14 protein-coding genes and 1 tRNA gene are annotated in these 15936 nt (G+C 65.4%); 6 read left to right on the top strand and 9 right to left on the bottom strand.

The genetic code is table 11. From position 1 onward, the window contains the following. Window positions 1-31: 31 nt before the first annotated feature. The gene (locus U1R88_RS10805) at window positions 32-385 is read right to left on the bottom strand and encodes a hypothetical protein (RefSeq protein WP_322431220.1); all 354 of its coding nucleotides are present in this window, start codon (window positions 383-385) and stop codon (window positions 32-34) included. A 192-nt stretch (window positions 386-577) separates the two neighbouring features. Here U1R88_RS10805 and U1R88_RS10800 point away from each other — a divergent pair, with 192 nt between their 5' ends. The 3 genes from U1R88_RS10800 to U1R88_RS10790 all read left to right on the top strand — a co-directional run bounded on the left by U1R88_RS10800 (window position 578) and on the right by U1R88_RS10790 (window position 1836). Beyond that, the gene (locus U1R88_RS10800; RefSeq protein WP_322431219.1) at window positions 578-1276 is read left to right on the top strand and encodes an HAD family hydrolase; all 699 of its coding nucleotides are present in this window, start codon (window positions 578-580) and stop codon (window positions 1274-1276) included. Between the two features lie 14 nt (window positions 1277-1290). Continuing rightward, window positions 1291-1365 (top strand) — tRNA-Val (locus U1R88_RS10795). A 195-nt stretch (window positions 1366-1560) separates the two neighbouring features. Further along, window positions 1561-1836, top strand: coding sequence for a hypothetical protein (locus U1R88_RS10790; protein WP_156771493.1), 276 nt, complete (start codon window positions 1561-1563; stop codon window positions 1834-1836). Between the two features lie 121 nt (window positions 1837-1957). Here U1R88_RS10790 and U1R88_RS10785 read toward each other — a convergent pair whose 3' ends face one another. Then, complete coding sequence (locus tag U1R88_RS10785; RefSeq protein WP_322431218.1) at window positions 1958-2890, bottom strand: DMT family transporter; 933 nt, start codon at window positions 2888-2890, stop codon at window positions 1958-1960. Window positions 2891-2987: 97 nt separating this feature from the next. Here U1R88_RS10785 and U1R88_RS10780 point away from each other — a divergent pair, with 97 nt between their 5' ends. From U1R88_RS10780 to U1R88_RS10770, 3 genes are all read left to right on the top strand, one after another. Beyond that, entirely contained in the window at window positions 2988-3611 is a 624-nt protein-coding gene (locus tag U1R88_RS10780; protein WP_322431217.1) for a CGNR zinc finger domain-containing protein, read from the top strand. A 195-nt stretch (window positions 3612-3806) separates the two neighbouring features. Continuing rightward, window positions 3807-5096 (top strand): glycerate kinase type-2 family protein, encoded by a 1290-nt coding sequence (locus U1R88_RS10775; RefSeq protein ID WP_322431216.1) that lies wholly within the window; start codon window positions 3807-3809, stop codon window positions 5094-5096. A 241-nt stretch (window positions 5097-5337) separates the two neighbouring features. Beyond that, window positions 5338-7197 carry an ABC transporter ATP-binding protein gene (locus U1R88_RS10770; RefSeq protein WP_322431215.1) on the top strand — a complete coding sequence of 620 codons (1860 nt, stop codon included), beginning with the start codon at window positions 5338-5340 and terminating at the stop codon, window positions 7195-7197. Window positions 7198-7204: 7 nt separating this feature from the next. Here U1R88_RS10770 and U1R88_RS10765 read toward each other — a convergent pair whose 3' ends face one another. The 7 genes from U1R88_RS10765 to U1R88_RS10735 all read right to left on the bottom strand — a co-directional run bounded on the left by U1R88_RS10765 (window position 7205) and on the right by U1R88_RS10735 (window position 15626). Further along, window positions 7205-9451: an MGH1-like glycoside hydrolase domain-containing protein gene (locus U1R88_RS10765; RefSeq protein WP_322431214.1), complete on the bottom strand. Its 2247-nt coding sequence runs from the start codon at window positions 9449-9451 to the stop codon at window positions 7205-7207. Window positions 9452-9453: 2 nt separating this feature from the next. Further along, window positions 9454-10509 (bottom strand): ABC transporter ATP-binding protein, encoded by a 1056-nt coding sequence (locus tag U1R88_RS10760; RefSeq protein ID WP_322431213.1) that lies wholly within the window; start codon window positions 10507-10509, stop codon window positions 9454-9456. Continuing rightward, the gene (locus tag U1R88_RS10755) at window positions 10496-11275 is read right to left on the bottom strand and encodes an ABC transporter permease (protein WP_322431212.1); all 780 of its coding nucleotides are present in this window, start codon (window positions 11273-11275) and stop codon (window positions 10496-10498) included. The genes U1R88_RS10760 and U1R88_RS10755 overlap by 14 nt, the downstream gene beginning before the upstream one ends. Window positions 11276-11284: 9 nt before the next feature. After that, a complete protein-coding gene (locus U1R88_RS10750) occupies window positions 11285-12052 on the bottom strand; it encodes an ABC transporter permease (protein WP_322431376.1) in 768 nt (255 codons plus the stop codon). Between the two features lie 407 nt (window positions 12053-12459). Continuing rightward, window positions 12460-13524: an ABC transporter substrate-binding protein gene (locus U1R88_RS10745; RefSeq protein ID WP_068287025.1), complete on the bottom strand. Its 1065-nt coding sequence runs from the start codon at window positions 13522-13524 to the stop codon at window positions 12460-12462. 87 nt (window positions 13525-13611) lie between these two features. Then, window positions 13612-14583 (bottom strand): PfkB family carbohydrate kinase, encoded by a 972-nt coding sequence (locus U1R88_RS10740; protein ID WP_322431211.1) that lies wholly within the window; start codon window positions 14581-14583, stop codon window positions 13612-13614. Then, window positions 14580-15626, bottom strand: a complete 1047-nt coding sequence (locus tag U1R88_RS10735; protein WP_322431210.1) for an ADP-ribosylglycohydrolase family protein — start codon at window positions 15624-15626, stop codon at window positions 14580-14582. Before U1R88_RS10735 ends, U1R88_RS10740 begins: the two co-directional genes overlap by 4 nt. Window positions 15627-15936: the final 310 nt, after the last annotated feature.

Genomic DNA, 15936 nt, shown 5'->3' with positions numbered 1-15936 from the left:
AGCCCTCCCGTCGGCCCATTGCGAATTCTGCTTATTTCCCCGGCGGCGTGCAGATGACCTGATCCTTCCAGACATAGCACACGCTCATCGTACCGGTACGCTGTTCCACCCGGAACACCGAACTCTCGCGCTCGTGGCTGGAGGCGATCAGCGTGTAGTCTCCGGGCTCCTGCTTCCCAGCCCCTTCACCGGCCGGAAAACAAAGGGTGACACCGGTATTGTCCTCCTTGACGCCATATTGGCAGGCCCCCACCTCGCCGGTCAGCCGGTCGACCCGATAGATCCGGTTGAGGTCCTTTTGCGGGGCCGCCACGAAGACATAGTCGGCGGCAAGCGCCGGACCGGCGACAAGAAGGAGGGCTGCAAGGCCTAGCGAACGCTTCATGATGACTGGCTCGTCGTTTCCTCGGCGGAGCGCATTGTCCCGAATGCCTGGGGCGTCGTGTCACACGCCCTGGCGTGATCGAACCCGGTTACATTCGCGCAGACGATACGATCCTAGCTCGAATCGTGAATTTTCGAATCTCCGCTTGCCACCCAGACATGGCATTTTCCAGACCAAGCCGGAAACAACAGCATGATGCAGCCGCGGACAGCGATCTTCGACCTTGACGGAACGCTGGTGGACAGTGCCCGCGACCTGATGGGGACGCTGAACTTCATCCTGGCTCGCGAAGGGCTGCCCGCCCTGCCTGTCGAGAGAGCGCAGAGCCTGCTGGGCGCCGGTGCCCGCGCACTGCTGGAGCGCGGTTTTGCCGAATGCGGCCAGACGGTGGAACCGGCCCGCATGGACGTGCTCTATCGCGATTTCCTCGATTATTACGGCGAGCATCTGGCCGATGAGACGGTCGCCTTCGACGGTGTCGAAGAGGCCTTGAAGACGCTGAAGGCGCGGGGCTGGGTACTCGGCGTGTGCACCAACAAGGTGACCGAACATTCGGTACGCCTGATCGAAGCCCTGAAACTAACCCCCTATTTCAGCGCGATCTGCGGGCGCGACGCCTTCGCCTGGTTCAAGCCGGACCCCCGTCACCTCACCCTTTCCATCGAGGCCGCCGGCGGCGATCCCGCCCACGCCATCATGGTGGGTGACAGCAAGACCGATATCGATACGGCCCTGCGCGCCAGGCTGCCGTCGGTCTGCGTGGATTTCGGCTACACCGACATTCCCGCCACCCAGTTGGGAGCGACGCGCGTCATTTCGCATTTCGATCAACTGATTTCTGCGATCGATGCGATTACCGGCTTGACAGCGCAGCCGGCTTTATCCAAATAGGCGCTTCCCTTCGGGGGCGCGTAGCTCAGCGGGAGAGCACTCCCTTCACACGGGAGGGGTCACAGGTTCAATCCCTGTCGCGCCCACCATTCCTACTCCGTACATTCATCTCCTGATGACCCGTATTCGTCGCTCAGTGTTGAGGCGCGGCGCGGATGGATCAATTTGCGCGCCCGCCGCGATATACATCGTCATCCCATACGGAACTTTCTCCCTGCCCATGCGTTTGATCGAGCGTTTTCGATCAAATGCGTGTTTTCGTTTCATTTCGACAGGAGAGGCCCATGAGATTTCTTATTGCCGCCGCTATCGCCTTGGGCGCCACCTTCGCCCTCGCCGCTCCCTCATCGGCCATGCCGGTGTCTCAGCCGGACAATCCCTCGCTCGTACAGACCGTGAGGGACCGGACCTGCAACGCACCGTCCCGCACCGCCCGCTGCAAATGGTATGGCATGCCCGGCGTCCACCGCGGGCCGCGCTGGCTGCGTCAACACGGTGGTGAAGGCTACCGGCATCGCCATCATCACCGCCGGCACTATCGCCACCATCGGCGCACCTGATTTTTCCTGAGAATGCCCGCGAGGCTTTTGATCGGGGCAAGGTGCGATTGGTCCGAATCGCACCTTGCCCCGACGTTTTATTTTTGAGGCGTTTCTTTCCTTGGGACCAACGGCTCCGCCCTCAATTGGTGGCGGGCTTCAACCGCGGCTTGGGCTCCGCCATCGCCAGGCCGGCTCCGGCCAGCATCACCGCCATGCCGAGCAGGTCGAGCAGGTGGACCTGTTCGCCAAAGCAGATCATGCCGAGCAGCACGGCGATGATGGGAGACACGAAAGCATAGGTCCCGGCACGGGTGGCGCCGATCTCCCGGAGAAGCGTCATATAGATGGTGTAGCCGATCAGCGAGCCGAACAGCACGAGGAACAGCCATCCCGCCCAGGCTGCCGAACCCCATTGGCCTGCCAAGGCGGGTATTGCCCCGGGCTCACCGGCAAGCGACAGGGCCAGCAGCAGCACGCCACCCAAGAGAGTGGTCGTGCCGGCCACGACGGTCGAGGAGTAGAGCCGCAGCAAGGGACGGGCGACCACGGAGCCCCAGCCATAGGCCACGGCCGCCCAGGACACGGCAGCCGCTCCCGCCAGGCGCAATGCCGCGCCCTCGCCCGCCGCTGCAGACCAGTTTCGAACCGCAGCCGGCCCGAACAGGATGGCTAGCCCTGCCATGCCGAGAAGCAGGGCACCGAAACGCCGCCGGTCGAAACTCTCTTCCCGCAGCCAGAGCGCAAAAGCCATCAAAGCTATAGGCGTCAGTGACATTTCGAGCACGGCCGCCGTGCCCGAATCGACATGCGCCACACCCCAGAACAGCGCCGCGTAGCACAGTGTGATCATCAGCAGGCTGGTGGCAGCGAGACGCGGCAGGTCCCGCCATGCCAGCCGCGGCAGCCCCTCGCGCCAAGCCGTGAATCCGAGCAGCAACAGGCCGGCCGCGGTAAAGCGCGTGCCGGCGAACAGCAGGGGCGGCACCGCCTCCACGCCGGCCTTGATGCCGATCCAGGTGGTTCCCCAGATCACGCAAAGAGCCAGGAACAGCAAAGTGGTGCGGCTGGGCATATCGGGACCTCGGCAAATCTTGTGTAACGGTTAAATATCATTATAGTCGTTACATTGCACGCTTGAGTTTCGAAGGCCAGCGCTGGAAAGTGCCGGGATGAGCCAGGTCAAGACCATTGCTGCCGCCCGCCTCGTCGGCGGACATCCGGCCTTGGACTTCGTCAACACGGTCGATGCCTGGCGCGATCGTTGGGGGCCGGACCTGCTCGTCTCCTATGGCGATCTCGTCACCTGGGCCCTGCGCGTGGATCTGGTCGATTCGGCCCTTTCGGTCCGCCTGCTGCACCGGGCCGACACCGAACCGGCCGTAGCGGAAGCGGCCCTGTTGCGAGCCCGAACCCTGCGCGTAACGCTGAGAAATCTCTTCCTGGCAGAAGCCTTGGGCGAAACGGGTAGCGAAGAAGATGCCGCTCGCCTCGATGCCGTATTGCAGGACGCCAACCGCCAGCGCGAACTGCGCCTCATCACCGGCACTTTCGAATGGGGCTGGCGCGACGACAACGATCTCGACACCGTCCTTCATCGCATTGCCTTCGCCGCGGCCGAGCTGCTCACCAGCCGCAACGATCGCCGGGATGTACGGGAATGCCATGGCATCAATTGCGGCTGGCTGTTCCTCGACACCTCGCGCGGGGGACGCCGGCAATGGTGCTCGGAAGAGGCCTGCGGCACCCATATGCGTGTGCGCCGCTTCCGCGAGAAAGGTAGCCCGGCCGCCTGACCGCCGGCGCTTTCCAAAATTACCGCCAATGGGCTGGCCTCACTGCGCCTCCATGGGTTAAGGGACATGGCAAGCCATCGCTGCCTGCCGTCTGGCCTTACCGCCAGGCACCGCAGGGGCCGGTGCAAAGAACACGCATGGAGCACGACGCGTTTTTCTCATCCGCGTCCTGCCGCGAGGGAGCCCGAAGACGCAATGCCTGACCGTGCCGATGCCCGCCGCCAGACTCTCGACGCCATTTTCACGGGGGCGGTCGCCGCGTCCCATCCGGCAACCTTCCTGCCGCAGCATCTGCCGCCTCCCCCTGCCTCGGGACGGCTGATCCTGCTTGCCGCCGGCAAGGCGGCCGGTAGCATGGCCGAGATCGCCGAAGCCCACTACACCGCCCTCGGTATCCCGGCCGACCGCATCGACGGCGTCGCCGTGGCCCGCCACGGCTATGGCCGCCCGCTCAAGACCCTGCCGATGATCGAGGCCGGACACCCGGTGCCGGACCAGGGCAGCATCGATGGCGCCGAGCGTGCGCTCGCGCTTGCGGCCGCGGCCGGCGAGGACGACCTTGTCCTGGTCCTGCTCTCCGGTGGCGCTTCCGCCAATTGGGTGGCGCCGGCCGGCGCGCTGACGCTGGACGACAAGCGCGCCATCACCCGTCATTTGCTGCGCTCGGGTGCTGCCATCGGCGAGATCAATGTCCTGCGCAAACGCCTGTCGCGCATCAAGGGCGGGCGCCTCGCCCAGGCCGCCTATCCCGCGCGCCTGCTCACTCTCGCCGTTTCGGACGTGCCGGGCGATGATCCCGCCGTGATCGGTTCCGGCCCAACCGTGCCCGACCCCGTCGGCAATGCCCAGGCTCTTGCCATTGCCGAACGCTTCAACACGCCTCTCGGTGCAGCCAAGGCCCTCTTCGAGGATGCCGGCAACGAGACGCCCAAGCCGGGCGATGCGGTCTTTGCCAAGAGCGAGTTCCGCATCGTCGTCACCCCCTCCGACATGATTGCCGCAGCCACCCGCCTCGCCGAGCAACATGGTTATGAACCGGTCGTGCTCGGCGCCAATGTCGAGGGCGAGGCACGCCAGGTCGCCGCCGACCAGGCCAGGCAGGCCCGCGCGCTGAAGGCCGCCGGCCGCCGCGCCGCCCTGATCTCCGGTGGAGAATTGACGGTGACCATCACCGGCAAGGGACGCGGCGGTCCCAACCAGGAATTCAGCCTTGCCTTGGCCCTCGCCCTCGATGGCGAGACGGGCATCAGCGCGCTTGCCGCCGATACGGATGGCACCGATGGCGGCGGCGGCCTCGCCACCGATCCGGCCGGCGCCATCGTCGACGAGACCACGCTTGCAAGGGCTCGTGCGGCAGGGATCGATCCGGCCGCCTATCTCGCCGACAACGACTCGACCGGCTTCTTCGAGGCCATCGGCGATCTCGTCGCGCCCGGCCCGACCTTCACCAATGTCAACGACCTCCGGGTCATCCTGGTGGACTGAGCCCAGCCACCGCGGGAAGCCGACGCGCGAAATATGGTGTGCCGACCTTCAGATCGGCACTTCCGATCGTCAGCGAAAGCTGCAAACAGCGCGGTCATCGGCAAGGAAGATGCCGATCTGAAGGTCGGCACACCAATCTCTCTTCCGGCAAGAAGGCTGGCGCGACTCGTAATTTGACCCGAAACTCCTGCTTTGGTGTCGCCACAAGCGATTCCAGCATTGTTTCAAGGTCATATTTTCGATGTTTGCGCGCTTATTCCGATTTCTCGAAAGCCGCATAGATATATTCGCCGCTTTCGACGAGCACGACACGCCGCCCACCGGGGTATGGCGTTTCATGTGGCACCACCTCAAGCCCGTGAAGGGCTGGCTCGCCGCCATCATGGCGATCGAGCTGGCCTTCAGCGGCGTGGAGGCCGGCATCTATCTGATGGTCGGCTGGTTCGTGGACCTGCTCAACAAGGGCTCGCCGCAGACCCTCTTGCGCGACCACGGCCTGCTTCTCGCCGGCGCCCTGTTCGTGGTGCTGTTCCTGCGGCCGGTCCTGTTCTTCGTGACCCAGGCCGTCACCAATCTGATCGTGGTGCCGCCGCTCACCAACCAGATCCGCTGGCGCAACCACATCTACACGCTCGGCCATTCGCTCACCTATTTCCAGAACGACTTTGCCGGGCGCCTGTCGGCGCGCGTGATCCAGGCCGGGCAGTCGATCCGCTCGGCCATCATCGCTGTCATCGGCGACCTCTGGTATGCGCTGGTCTTCGCCGGTGTGACCATCGGCTTCTTCGGTTCGGTCGATGCCTGGCTGGTGCTGCCCGTCATCCTCTGGCTGGCGGCCTATGCCGCGCTGCTCTCCTTTTTCGTGCCGCGGGCCCTGAAGCGCTCGGAAGCCAATTCCCTCGGCCGTTCCACCACGACAGGGCGCATCGTCGATTCCTACACCAACATCCTCACCGTGAAGCTGTTCGCGCGCTCCGATCTCGAACGTTCGGCGGTCAGGGACGCGCTCAAGCGCTGGAACGAGAGCTTCCTCGACCTGATGCGCCTGATTCTCGGCGCCAGCTTCGCCCTGCAGGTGCTCAACAGCCTGCTGCTGGTGGTGATCGCCGGCATGATCCTGGTGCTGTGGAGCCAGGGCAACATGACGGCCGGCGCCGGCGCGGCCGCCCTCACCCTGGTGCTGCGGCTGATCCAGCTCTCCGGCTGGCTGATGTATCTGATCCGCGACGTCTTCGAGAATATCGGCGCGGTGCAGGAGAGCATGCTGACCATCGCCAAGCCGCATGACCTCGTCGACGCTCCCGATGCCGCCACGCTCTCGGCGCCGCGTGGAGAAATCGTCTTCGAGCATGTCCGTTTCGGCTATGGCGGAACGCATCCGGTGTTTTCGGATCTCTCGCTCACCATCCGCCCCGGCGAGAAGGTCGGCATCGTCGGCCCGTCCGGCGCCGGCAAGTCGACGCTGGTCAATCTGCTGCTGCGCCTCTACGCTATCCAGTCGGGCCGGATCCTGATCGATGGGCAGGACATTGCCGGCGTCACCCAGGACAGCCTGCGCCGGCAGATCGGCGTGGTGACGCAGGACAATTCCCTGCTGCACCGCTCCATCCAGGACAACATCGCCTATGGCCGTACGGAAGCGGACAAGGATGCCGTCGAGGATGCGGCGAGGCAGGCCGCCGCGCACGACTTCATCGTCACGCTGGGCGATCAGGATGGCCGCGCCGGCTACGAATCGCGTGTGGGCGAACGCGGCGTGAAACTCTCCGGCGGCCAGCGCCAGCGCATCACCATTGCCCGGGTGCTGCTCAAGAACGCCCCGGTCCTGGTGCTCGACGAAGCGACCTCCGCCCTCGATTCAGAAGTGGAGGCGACGATCCAGGGCCAGCTCCGCCGCCTGATGCACGACAAGACGGTGCTGGCCATTGCCCATCGCCTCTCGACGATCGCGGAACTCGATCGCCTCATCGTGCTCGACGGCGGCCGCATCGTCGAGCAGGGACGGCACGAGGATCTGATCGCACGCGACGGCCTCTATGCCAGGCTGTGGCGCCGCCAGTCCGGCGGCTTCCTGGCTTTGGAGGATAGCTCGGCAGCATGAGGCGCCATCATGGCGCCCGAGCAACTTTAATGCCCGCACGCCACCGCAGCTCAAAATCGGCCGCCTTGGCGCTGATGGGAAGGCGAACCAGGATACCGCCCTCCTCCGTGGTTGCGACCACCTCGCCATCGAGGCTCGCCTGGGGCTTCATACCGGCATGGAGATGCGGGAAGCGCAAGAAGCATGCTCGCTCGATCGGAGGCAGCCGCAATGACAGCATGCCGTCCGCCATCGAAAGCTGGGAGATCCGGCCAGCGACATCGGTGTCCAGCAAAGTGCGCTCGCCTCGGACAAGGCTCAGCACCCCCTTTGAGACGCGGAGGCGAACCTGCCCCAGCGGGCTAGCGAAGGGTCCCAGCTCGCCTTCCCCACTTGGATTGGCAATTTCCCAGCCATGCCAGGGCGTAACATCGGTCGCGGCGGCGATGCCGAGCTTCGCCATCAGCGCGCCCCAGCTATAGAAGCGCTCGGTGTCGGGCTGGTCGAGCGGTTCGCCCGTCTCGGCATTGTAGTTTTCCGGGCAGATACGCCGGCTCTCCCAGGCGGAACGAAACAGCGCAAAGCTGCGCTGGGCCAAGACCGAAGCCCTCTCGTCCAGTCCGTAGCGGCGCAGGCCGTGATAGACGAGATAGTTGAAGGGCGGCCAGATCCGGCCGCGCCAATAGGAATTGTCGCCGAAGGCGGGATCCGCACGGCTGACACCGGGAATGACCGGATCGCCGCCGAAGGTCGAGGGATCGTCGAGATGCTCGCAGAGCCGGTCGGCCTGCCCGGGCGCCGCGGCACCAGCCAGCAGCGGATAGAAACTGGTCGGTGCGAGGCTCTTCACGAAGCCGCCGCCGCGCCGGCGATTGGCGAAGATGCCGCGCTCGCCGTCCCATAAAGTCTCGCGAATAAGGGCTTTCGTGGCTTCGGCGCGGGTGGCATGGGCGGCTGCCTCCTCCTCGCGCCCCAACTCCGCCGCCATCAGGGCGAGCATCTCGGCATCGAGCGCCAGCAGGCTGTTGAGGCCGACATCCCAGAGATCGAGCGTGCGCGTGGCCTTGTCGTAGCTGGCCTCGTCGTGGACCGGCGAATTGTCCATCGCCGATTCATTGCGTGCTCCGAAATGGGTGCCCTTGTAGAGCCCGTCGCCCACATCCGAGGTGCCGAAAGAGGCAAGCCCCGTCCCGCCCGGATCGCGCTCCCGCCACCACCAGGCATGGTTGCGCGCCAGTGCGGCATAGGCATTTTCGATCAGGTCGCGGGCGCGATGGCGCAGATAAAGCTGCCAGACCACGAAACCGCCGATGGGGCTCTGGCTGCGGTCGACCCAGGCATCGCTGGCGGTGAGCAGGCAGGGCAGATTGCCCTGCGGCGTCGCCCCCGAAAACACGGCGGAAAGATTGTCGCGGGCGAGGCCCGCGTCGAGCTCGCCGGCCATCAGGGCGGCATAGAACTGGTCGTTCAGCCAGACGCCGAAGCCGCCGAATTTTCCCAGGTCCCAGTTGCGGCTGATGGCGGTATAGGGGCGCTGGTTGATGCCGTCCCATACCGTATTCCAGGCGACGACGTCGCGCAGCGCCGCCAGGGCAATGGCGGGCTCGCCATCCGGTTGGGGCGGCGCCGTCTCGGGCCGCGCCAACAGAGCTCGCGCCTCGGCGATCGCGAGGTCCTGCCGGTCGGCAATGGCGAGCGCAAAGCGATTGTCCCGCATCATTTCCAGGTTGAAGCGCAGCATGAGGACGGACGCCGCCTCGGCCCGGGACCCTGTATGGAAATAACCGTGGGTTTCGTAGTCCCGCACCGCTTCGGCGAGCGAGGCATGTCCGGTCACCTGCACGGGAGGCTCTTCGCTGACGAGCGCCGCGAAGCGATGCCCGACACGGATGATCAGAGCTCCGTCGGCCGCCTCGAAACGAACCTCCTCGCCACCGTCCGCGGAAAGGCAGAGATTGACCCAGAAACGCAACCCCCATTCGCCGGCCTTGGCCATCTGCCAGCTGCCGGTGAGGCTGAAGGGACCGGGCTTGGTATAACGCCAGTCGAGGGTGGTGCCGGCATGGGAGAGCTGAAGCTCCACCAGCGAGCCATCGAGCGCGTGCCGTCCCAGCGTGACGGCATCACCGGGTTCGAACAGGCAGGCCTTGCCGGTGCTCGCCGCGAAGGCAAGCGGGGTAAGCCTGAGGCCGAGCGGCAGGAACACCATTTCCGCCGGCCGCGACGACCAGCTGTTCCAGGCGCGATCGAGCGGAATATTGACGCTGACCGGCATCGTCAGGCCTGCAACAGGACGGTGTTGGCGGGCGACCAGGCCAGCGTGACGGCCTGCCCGGGCGAGACCGCCGAGACCTCCCGGTTCTGCGACAGCACCTTGATCTCTTCGCCCCCGAGTCCTTCGGCAATGAAGGTCGAGACCGCGCCGGCATAGATGATCTCGCGTATCCTCGTGGCAAAGACATTATCGCTGCCGGGATTTTCTCCCGGCGCCAGAAGCCGCATCTTCTCGGGCCGTACCGCCGCCGTGACCTTGCTGCCGGAGTTGGGAAGCCCATCGGCGGTGCGAATGACGCCACCTCCGATCTCGAGCCCCGCGTCGGTCGCTTTGCCCTCGAAGAAATTGGCGTCTCCCAGGAAGGACGCGGCAAAACGGGTGCGCGGGCGTTCATAGATGTCGAGCGGCGCGCCCTCCTGCACGATGCGCCCGCCATCGAGGATGGCGACGGTATCGGAGAGGGTCAGCGCTTCCTCCTGGTCATGGGTGACGAAGATGGTGGTGAGCCCGCTCTCGCGCTGGATGCGGCGCAGTTCGATCTGCATGTCCTGGCGCAGGCGCCGGTCGAGCGCGGACAGGGGTTCGTCCAGCAGGAGAACCCTCGGCTTGGTCACGATGGCACGGGCGAGCGCCACGCGCTGCTGCTGGCCGCCCGAAAGCTGCTTGGGCTTGCGCTGCTCGAAGCCGGTGAGATGTACCATCTCAAGCACGCGAGCCACCTCCTTGCGCGCGGCCTCGCCGCGGATGCCCTGGCGGTTGAGCCCGAAGATGACGTTGTCGAACACGCTCATATGCGGAAACAGTGCATAGGACTGGAACACCATGCCGACCTTGCGCTGCCATAGCGCGACCCCGGTGACGTCCTCGCCGCCGAACAGGATGCGTCCCTCGTCCGGATCGACGAAACCACCGATGATGCGCAGCAGCGTGGTCTTGCCGGAACCCGAAGGGCCGAGCAGGCTGGTGAACTCGCCCGCCTTGAAGGCGGTGCTCACCTTGTCGAGCACCCGCAAGGATCCGTAGCCCTTGCTGATCGAAGCGACTTCAACGCCGATCACGACTGCCTCCCAGATTGGACAATTGGGCGAAGATCAGCACGAGAACGGCCGAGACGCCGAGGAAGATGGCGGAGATCGCATTGATCTCCGGCGTGAAGCCCTTGCGGATCGAGGTGTAGATCTCGACCGGCAGAGTGGAGACGCCCGGCGTCGCCAGGAAGTAGGAGACCACGAACTGGTCGAGCGAAACCGCGAAGGCAAAGAGCAGCGCCGCGATGATGCTCGGCGCCAGCAAAGGCAGCGTCACGGCAAAGAAGGCGTGGACCGGCGTCGATCCCAGGCTCATCGCCGCCTCCTCGAGATCGGCCCGCAATGTCTGCATGCCGGTGCCGACGATCAGGACGACATAGGGGATGGCCAGGGCGACATGGCCGATCAGCATGGCATGCAGGCCGCGCCCGATGCCCGTCCAGAAGAAGAACACCAGCATGGCCGTGCCGGTGATCAGCCAGGGAATGGCGATCGGCGGCAGCAGCAGCACCTTGAGCAGCGATTGTCCCCGAAAGGTGCGGCGGTTGAGGGCGAGCGAGGCCAGCGTGCCCACAGCGGTCGCGATGATCGAGGTCGCCAGGGCGATCATCAGGCTGTTGTAGGTGGCAGAGAGCAGAGGGCCGTTCTCGGCGAGGACGCCGAACCAGTGGAAGGTTGGCTCGATCGGCAGGGTGTAGAGAGGCGAGGCGTTGAAGGCCATCGCCACCATCACCGCGATGGGCAGATAGAGGAAGACGAGGGTGGCGGCGAGGAAGTTGCGTCCGAGTGCGATCATGATCACCTCCTACGGCGTCGCGGCGCGGCCGGACAGCACGCGCGAGGAGACGGCGAAGATCGCGAGCACCACCGCCAGCATGGTGAAGGACAGGGCCGCGCCCAGCGGCCAGTTGAAAGCCGCGGTGAACTGGTCCTCGATCACGGTGCCCATGGTGACGCCGATGCGCCCCCCCAGGATACGAGGCTCCATGAAGCTGCCGATCACCGGCACGAAGATCAGGATCGATCCGGAAATCAGGCCGGGCATGCAGAGCGGCAGCAGGATCTTCCAGAACACCACCGGGGTGCGGGCGCCGAGACTGCGGGCGGCCTCGATGGTCGTGTCCTCGATCGCCGTGGCTGAGAGGTAGCAGGTCAGGATCATATAGGGCAGGTAGGCATGGACCAGGCCGATGATGATGGCCGGAAAACTGTAGAGCAGCGACACCGAGGGCGCTGCCGGCACGAGCCAGTGCAGGGCATAATCGAGAATGCCCCCTTCCCGCAGCACCATGGTCCAGGAGAACACGCGCACCAGCCCGTTGGTCCAGAACGGCAGGATGACGAGGAGAAACAGGATGTGCCTGGAGCGCCCGGCCGTCGCCCGCGCCAGGGCGATCGCGGCGGGAAGGCCGATCAGCGCGCACAGGCCCGTGGTCCACAGCCCGATCTGGATCGAGGTCCAGGCGACGTTGAACAGATAGGGCCGTTTGATGAAGGCGAGGTAGTTGTCGACGGTGTAGACCAGAGCCCGCCCCGGAACCGGCGAGCTCTTCAGGAAGCTGAAGAACAGCATGGCGCAGAGCGGCAGGAAGACGGCCAGCAGCAGCCAGCCATAGGCCGGCGTCAACAAGGCCGCCGTGGTCCAGCCTTGCCCCAGGCGCCTGCGGGGGCCTGCCTTGCCGCCATCGGCTTTCGACACGATCTCCACTCATCCCTCCCTTGTCGCCGGCATCGCTCTGCCTGAAAGCGGCGATGCACCAAGCGCCATGGATCCTTCCCGCGATTGCAAGGCGGTAGCGACCGGCCCTTGTCCAAGGCGACAAGGGCCTGCCGATCTGATTCACACCAGGCTGCCAAGCCCTTGATGCGAGAGTCTTTTTGCGAGGCTGCCGGTGGCAGCGAGGCCCGCCGCAGCCCTGCCGAACCGATTCATCAGGACTGGCTACACCCTTGAATCAGCTATACTTTCTTGAAGCCTTGCTACTTGGCGTAGAAGGCCTTCACTTCTTCCCACAAATCGTTGAAGGACTGGCGGCGATCATCCGGCAGGGCGGCCATGAAGGTCAGCTTCGGCAGGTAGTCCGCCTTGTGGATCTGCCGGTTGAGATCATCGGCCGGCAGCTTGTTCATCGCTCCCTCATTGGCGGAGGCCGGGGCGCCCGCCTCCTTGGCCCAGGTGAGGTAGAAGGTGGGATCGATCATGTAGTTGAGGAATTTGAGCGCATCCTCCTTCTTGGTGCTGGAGGTCGGCACCGCCAGGCTGTCGAGCCAGCCGATGGCACCTTCCTTGGGCACGATGAACTCCACCGGCAGCTTGTGCTGGCGGATGGAGCGCACCGCCGCGCCCGACCAGTAGACGGAGATGTCGAAGGAATTGGCGGCAAACGCCTTGTTCCATTCGTCTTCGCTCGACCACATCAGCTTGACGTTCGGCTTCATCGCCTTCAGCACCTCGGTGATCTTGGCGAGGTCCTTGGGATCGTTGGCATCCTGGCCCGTGAGCAGGGCGCCGATACCGACGGAGGTCACGGCATCGTCGAACAGGGCCAGCTTGCCCGCATATTTGGGGTCGGAGAAAATCGTCCAGCTGTCGGCACTGATGCCCTGGCGCACGGCGAGGGAATTCATGCCCCAGAGCCAGGCGAGACCATAGGTCTTGCCGTCGGCCTTGAGGTTGGCGTGGTCCTTCAGGGCCGGAGCCAGATCCTTGGCATTGGCGATGGTGGCGAGGTCGACCGGGTCGATCAGGCCCTCGGCCTGGGCCTGCTGGGTGCGGGCGCTGTTGATCAGCACCACGTCATAGGCACCCGGATTGGTGCGCAGCTTGGTCAGCATTTCCGGTTCGGAGTTGAAATAGTCATGCTTGACCGTGATGCCGGTCTGCTCGGCGAAGGCCTTGAGCGCGAAGGCCTCGTCGGTGCCGTAGCCCTTCCAGTTGAGCACGGTGATTTCCTTGGCCTGGGCAGAACCCGGGCGTGCCCACAGGCCGGCGACGGCCGCGGCTCCCAGGGCGGTGAAATGGCGGCGCGTGATCCGATATGTCATCTTTCCAATTCCCTTCGTCGATGGCGACATTCTGCTCTCGATTTTCTTATCATTGGCTGGGCGTTCGTGCCTGCGGGGGCATCCACCCTATCTGGTTGTAGTCTTGTCGTAGTCCTGTCTGGCGAGAAAAGCGTTGAGTTCCTCCGTGCCGGGCGCGGTCGCCGGTCCCTTGCGGGTGACGGCAAGGGCGGCGGCGGCATTGGCCCGCTTCGCAGCCTCGGCCGCGGGATAGCCGGCCGCGAGCGCGGCCAGGAACACGCCGGTATGGGCATCGCCCGCTCCGGTGGCGTCGACCATGCGCACGGGAGGCGCCGGAACCTGCAGGCCGGTCTCCCCGATGTCGCCGCCGAGCAGGAAACACCCGGCGGGGCCATCCCTCAGGATCACCAACGCGCCCGGCGACAGGCGATCGCGCACCCGCCTCGCCGCCTCCGTCCTGTCGTCGCTTCCGGTGAGCAGACCGGCCTCGCGCCGGTTCAGGGTCAAGATATCGGCCCGTACCAGCACCGCGGCCATGATGTCGGCTGGAATATCGGCGACCAGGGGACCGGGATCGATCATCACGGTGACGCTCGCCGGCAGGCCGCTGATCCAATCGGCGATCGCAGGACCGAGTTGCGGGTAGCAGAGGTCATAGCCCGAGGCGAACAGCGCATCGGCCGGGCCCAGTTGCAGGGTGGAGAGCGGTTCTTGCCCCGGCCGCGCCTCGACGCCCGGGCTGGTGACGAAGGTGCGCTCGCCGTCCGGCTCGACCATCACAATACAAAAGCCGCTGTCGCCATCCCGGCTCACCGGCATCAGCGCCTCGATACCTTCGGCGGCCAATTCGGCGCGGATGCGCTCGCCATAGGGCCCCTTGCCGTGCTGGCCGGCAAAGGCGGCCCTGAGACCGTTGCGGGCAGCCGCCGTGAGGATGTTGAAGCCCCCTCCCGCACTGATCGTCGCCTCGGACCCCAGCACGTCGCCGCCGCGCTGCGGCAGGCAGGGTACGTCGAGGCGGACATCGGCCAGGACGCTGCCGACGGACAGGAGGCGAGTGGGAGGCGGCCTCTTGCTCATGCCGAGGAAGTTCCCTTCGCGGCGGGAGGCAGGATCGACGCCCTGCCCCGCAGCGCCAGCAGGCGATCAGCCAGGCCGATAAGATCGAGGTCTGGATTGGCGGCCTCGATGGCTGCGATCACCGGCGCGGGAAAAGCTTCGACGCCATGGCAGGCACCCGCCACCGCGCCGGCAATGGCGGCAACGGTATCACAATCGCCCCCCAGGCTCGCCGACAGGCGGCAGATGCGCCAGGGATCGTCGGGCGCCAGCGAGATGATGGCCATCGCGGCGGGCACGGCCTCCTGCGTGGCGACGCCGGTTCCGACGATGTCGTAGATGAGATCGAGGGCCTCGGCCTCGCTTTTGCCCCGTACCAACTCGATGGCCCAGCGGATCCGCGCGGCGATATCACCGCCGGCGAAATAGAAGCCGCGCTTCGCCCCTTGCGCTGCGCCTTCGACGGCCGCTTGCAGCGCTTCGTCGATATTGGCTCCGTCGACCGAGGCACTCACGGCAGCGGCGACGGCCGACGCGCCGGCAAGACCGATAGTGGTGTTGTGGGTGACGTGGCCGGACTGGAAGACGGCATCGACCAGCGCCTCGACGGGACGCGCCGGGAAGACGATGCCGACCGGGGCAACGCGCATGGCCGCGCCATTGGTGGCGCCGGTGCGCCCGGTCTCGTCGGTCGGCATGCCCTCGGCGATCAGCGTCAGCGCCTTGCGGGTGGAGGGGCCGAGGAGATCGGCCGAGCCCGCTGCGATCATGCGGGTTTCCCAAGCCAGGAGTTCGTCGGCGAAACGCCGGGGATCGACATAGCCCCTGCCCTCGACCAGGAGCTCGCCGAGGATGACGGCCTGGTCGGTATCATCGGTCACCCGCCCGGCCGGCATGCCGCGGCTGATCGGATTGTCGTCGGGCGCCGGTTCGAAGCGTTCGAGAATGCCGTAACGCGCCGAGACGAGAGCCCGCGGCATATATTGCGTGGGCATGCCCAGGGCATCGCCAATCGCCAGGCCGACAAGCGCCCCCCGAGCACGGCTTTGAGCGGAAATAGCCATGGCTGCCCTTTCGAGAAAGCGCCGAAAATTCGTTTGTGTACAAACGATACTCCCGTGCAATTTGCCCCCTGTCAAGGGGCATCCAACCAGAGCGTTTTGCGATTTGGCGGTTACGCCAAGAATCGCAAAGACGCGTCGGACCAAAGAGCTAGAGCAAACAAGCGCCTCCGTCTCAACGCGCTTTGCTTCAGGTAGCGGGATACTGGTTTCTCCACACCGATTCCGGGTCGACGTCAAAGGAAAAGCCGGGATCTCTCCCGGCCTTCTGCTGGTTTGAGCACTGGGCGACAATCCGATTCGGGAAGGACGC

Source organism: Labrys sedimenti (assembly GCF_034424805.1).
In the GTDB taxonomy this organism is placed as follows: Bacteria; Pseudomonadota; Alphaproteobacteria; order Rhizobiales; family Labraceae; genus Labrys; species Labrys sedimenti.
The sequence above is the reverse complement of the archived record's forward strand: the minus strand, read 5'-3'. Positions and strand labels throughout refer to the sequence as shown.

Excerpts from the sequence above, each read along its gene's own strand:
- U1R88_RS10805 (WP_322431220.1), bottom strand. The coding sequence starts at position 385 with ATGAAGCGTTCGCTAGGCCTTGCAGCCCTCCTTCTTGTCGCCGGTCCG.
- U1R88_RS10800 (WP_322431219.1), top strand. The coding sequence starts at position 578 with ATGATGCAGCCGCGGACAGCGATCTTCGACCTTGACGGAACGCTGGTG.
- U1R88_RS10790 (WP_156771493.1), top strand. The coding sequence starts at position 1,561 with ATGAGATTTCTTATTGCCGCCGCTATCGCCTTGGGCGCCACCTTCGCC.
- U1R88_RS10785 (WP_322431218.1), bottom strand. The coding sequence starts at position 2,890 with ATGCCCAGCCGCACCACTTTGCTGTTCCTGGCTCTTTGCGTGATCTGG.
- U1R88_RS10780 (WP_322431217.1), top strand. The coding sequence starts at position 2,988 with ATGAGCCAGGTCAAGACCATTGCTGCCGCCCGCCTCGTCGGCGGACAT.
- U1R88_RS10775 (WP_322431216.1), top strand. The coding sequence starts at position 3,807 with ATGCCTGACCGTGCCGATGCCCGCCGCCAGACTCTCGACGCCATTTTC.
- U1R88_RS10770 (WP_322431215.1), top strand. The coding sequence starts at position 5,338 with ATGTTTGCGCGCTTATTCCGATTTCTCGAAAGCCGCATAGATATATTC.
- U1R88_RS10765 (WP_322431214.1), bottom strand. The coding sequence starts at position 9,451 with ATGCCGGTCAGCGTCAATATTCCGCTCGATCGCGCCTGGAACAGCTGG.
- U1R88_RS10755 (WP_322431212.1), bottom strand. The coding sequence starts at position 11,275 with ATGATCGCACTCGGACGCAACTTCCTCGCCGCCACCCTCGTCTTCCTC.
- U1R88_RS10750 (WP_322431376.1), bottom strand. The coding sequence starts at position 12,052 with ATGCTGTTCTTCAGCTTCCTGAAGAGCTCGCCGGTTCCGGGGCGGGCT.
- U1R88_RS10745 (WP_068287025.1), bottom strand. The coding sequence starts at position 13,524 with ATGACATATCGGATCACGCGCCGCCATTTCACCGCCCTGGGAGCCGCG.
- U1R88_RS10740 (WP_322431211.1), bottom strand. The coding sequence starts at position 14,583 with ATGAGCAAGAGGCCGCCTCCCACTCGCCTCCTGTCCGTCGGCAGCGTC.
- U1R88_RS10735 (WP_322431210.1), bottom strand. The coding sequence starts at position 15,626 with ATGGCTATTTCCGCTCAAAGCCGTGCTCGGGGGGCGCTTGTCGGCCTG.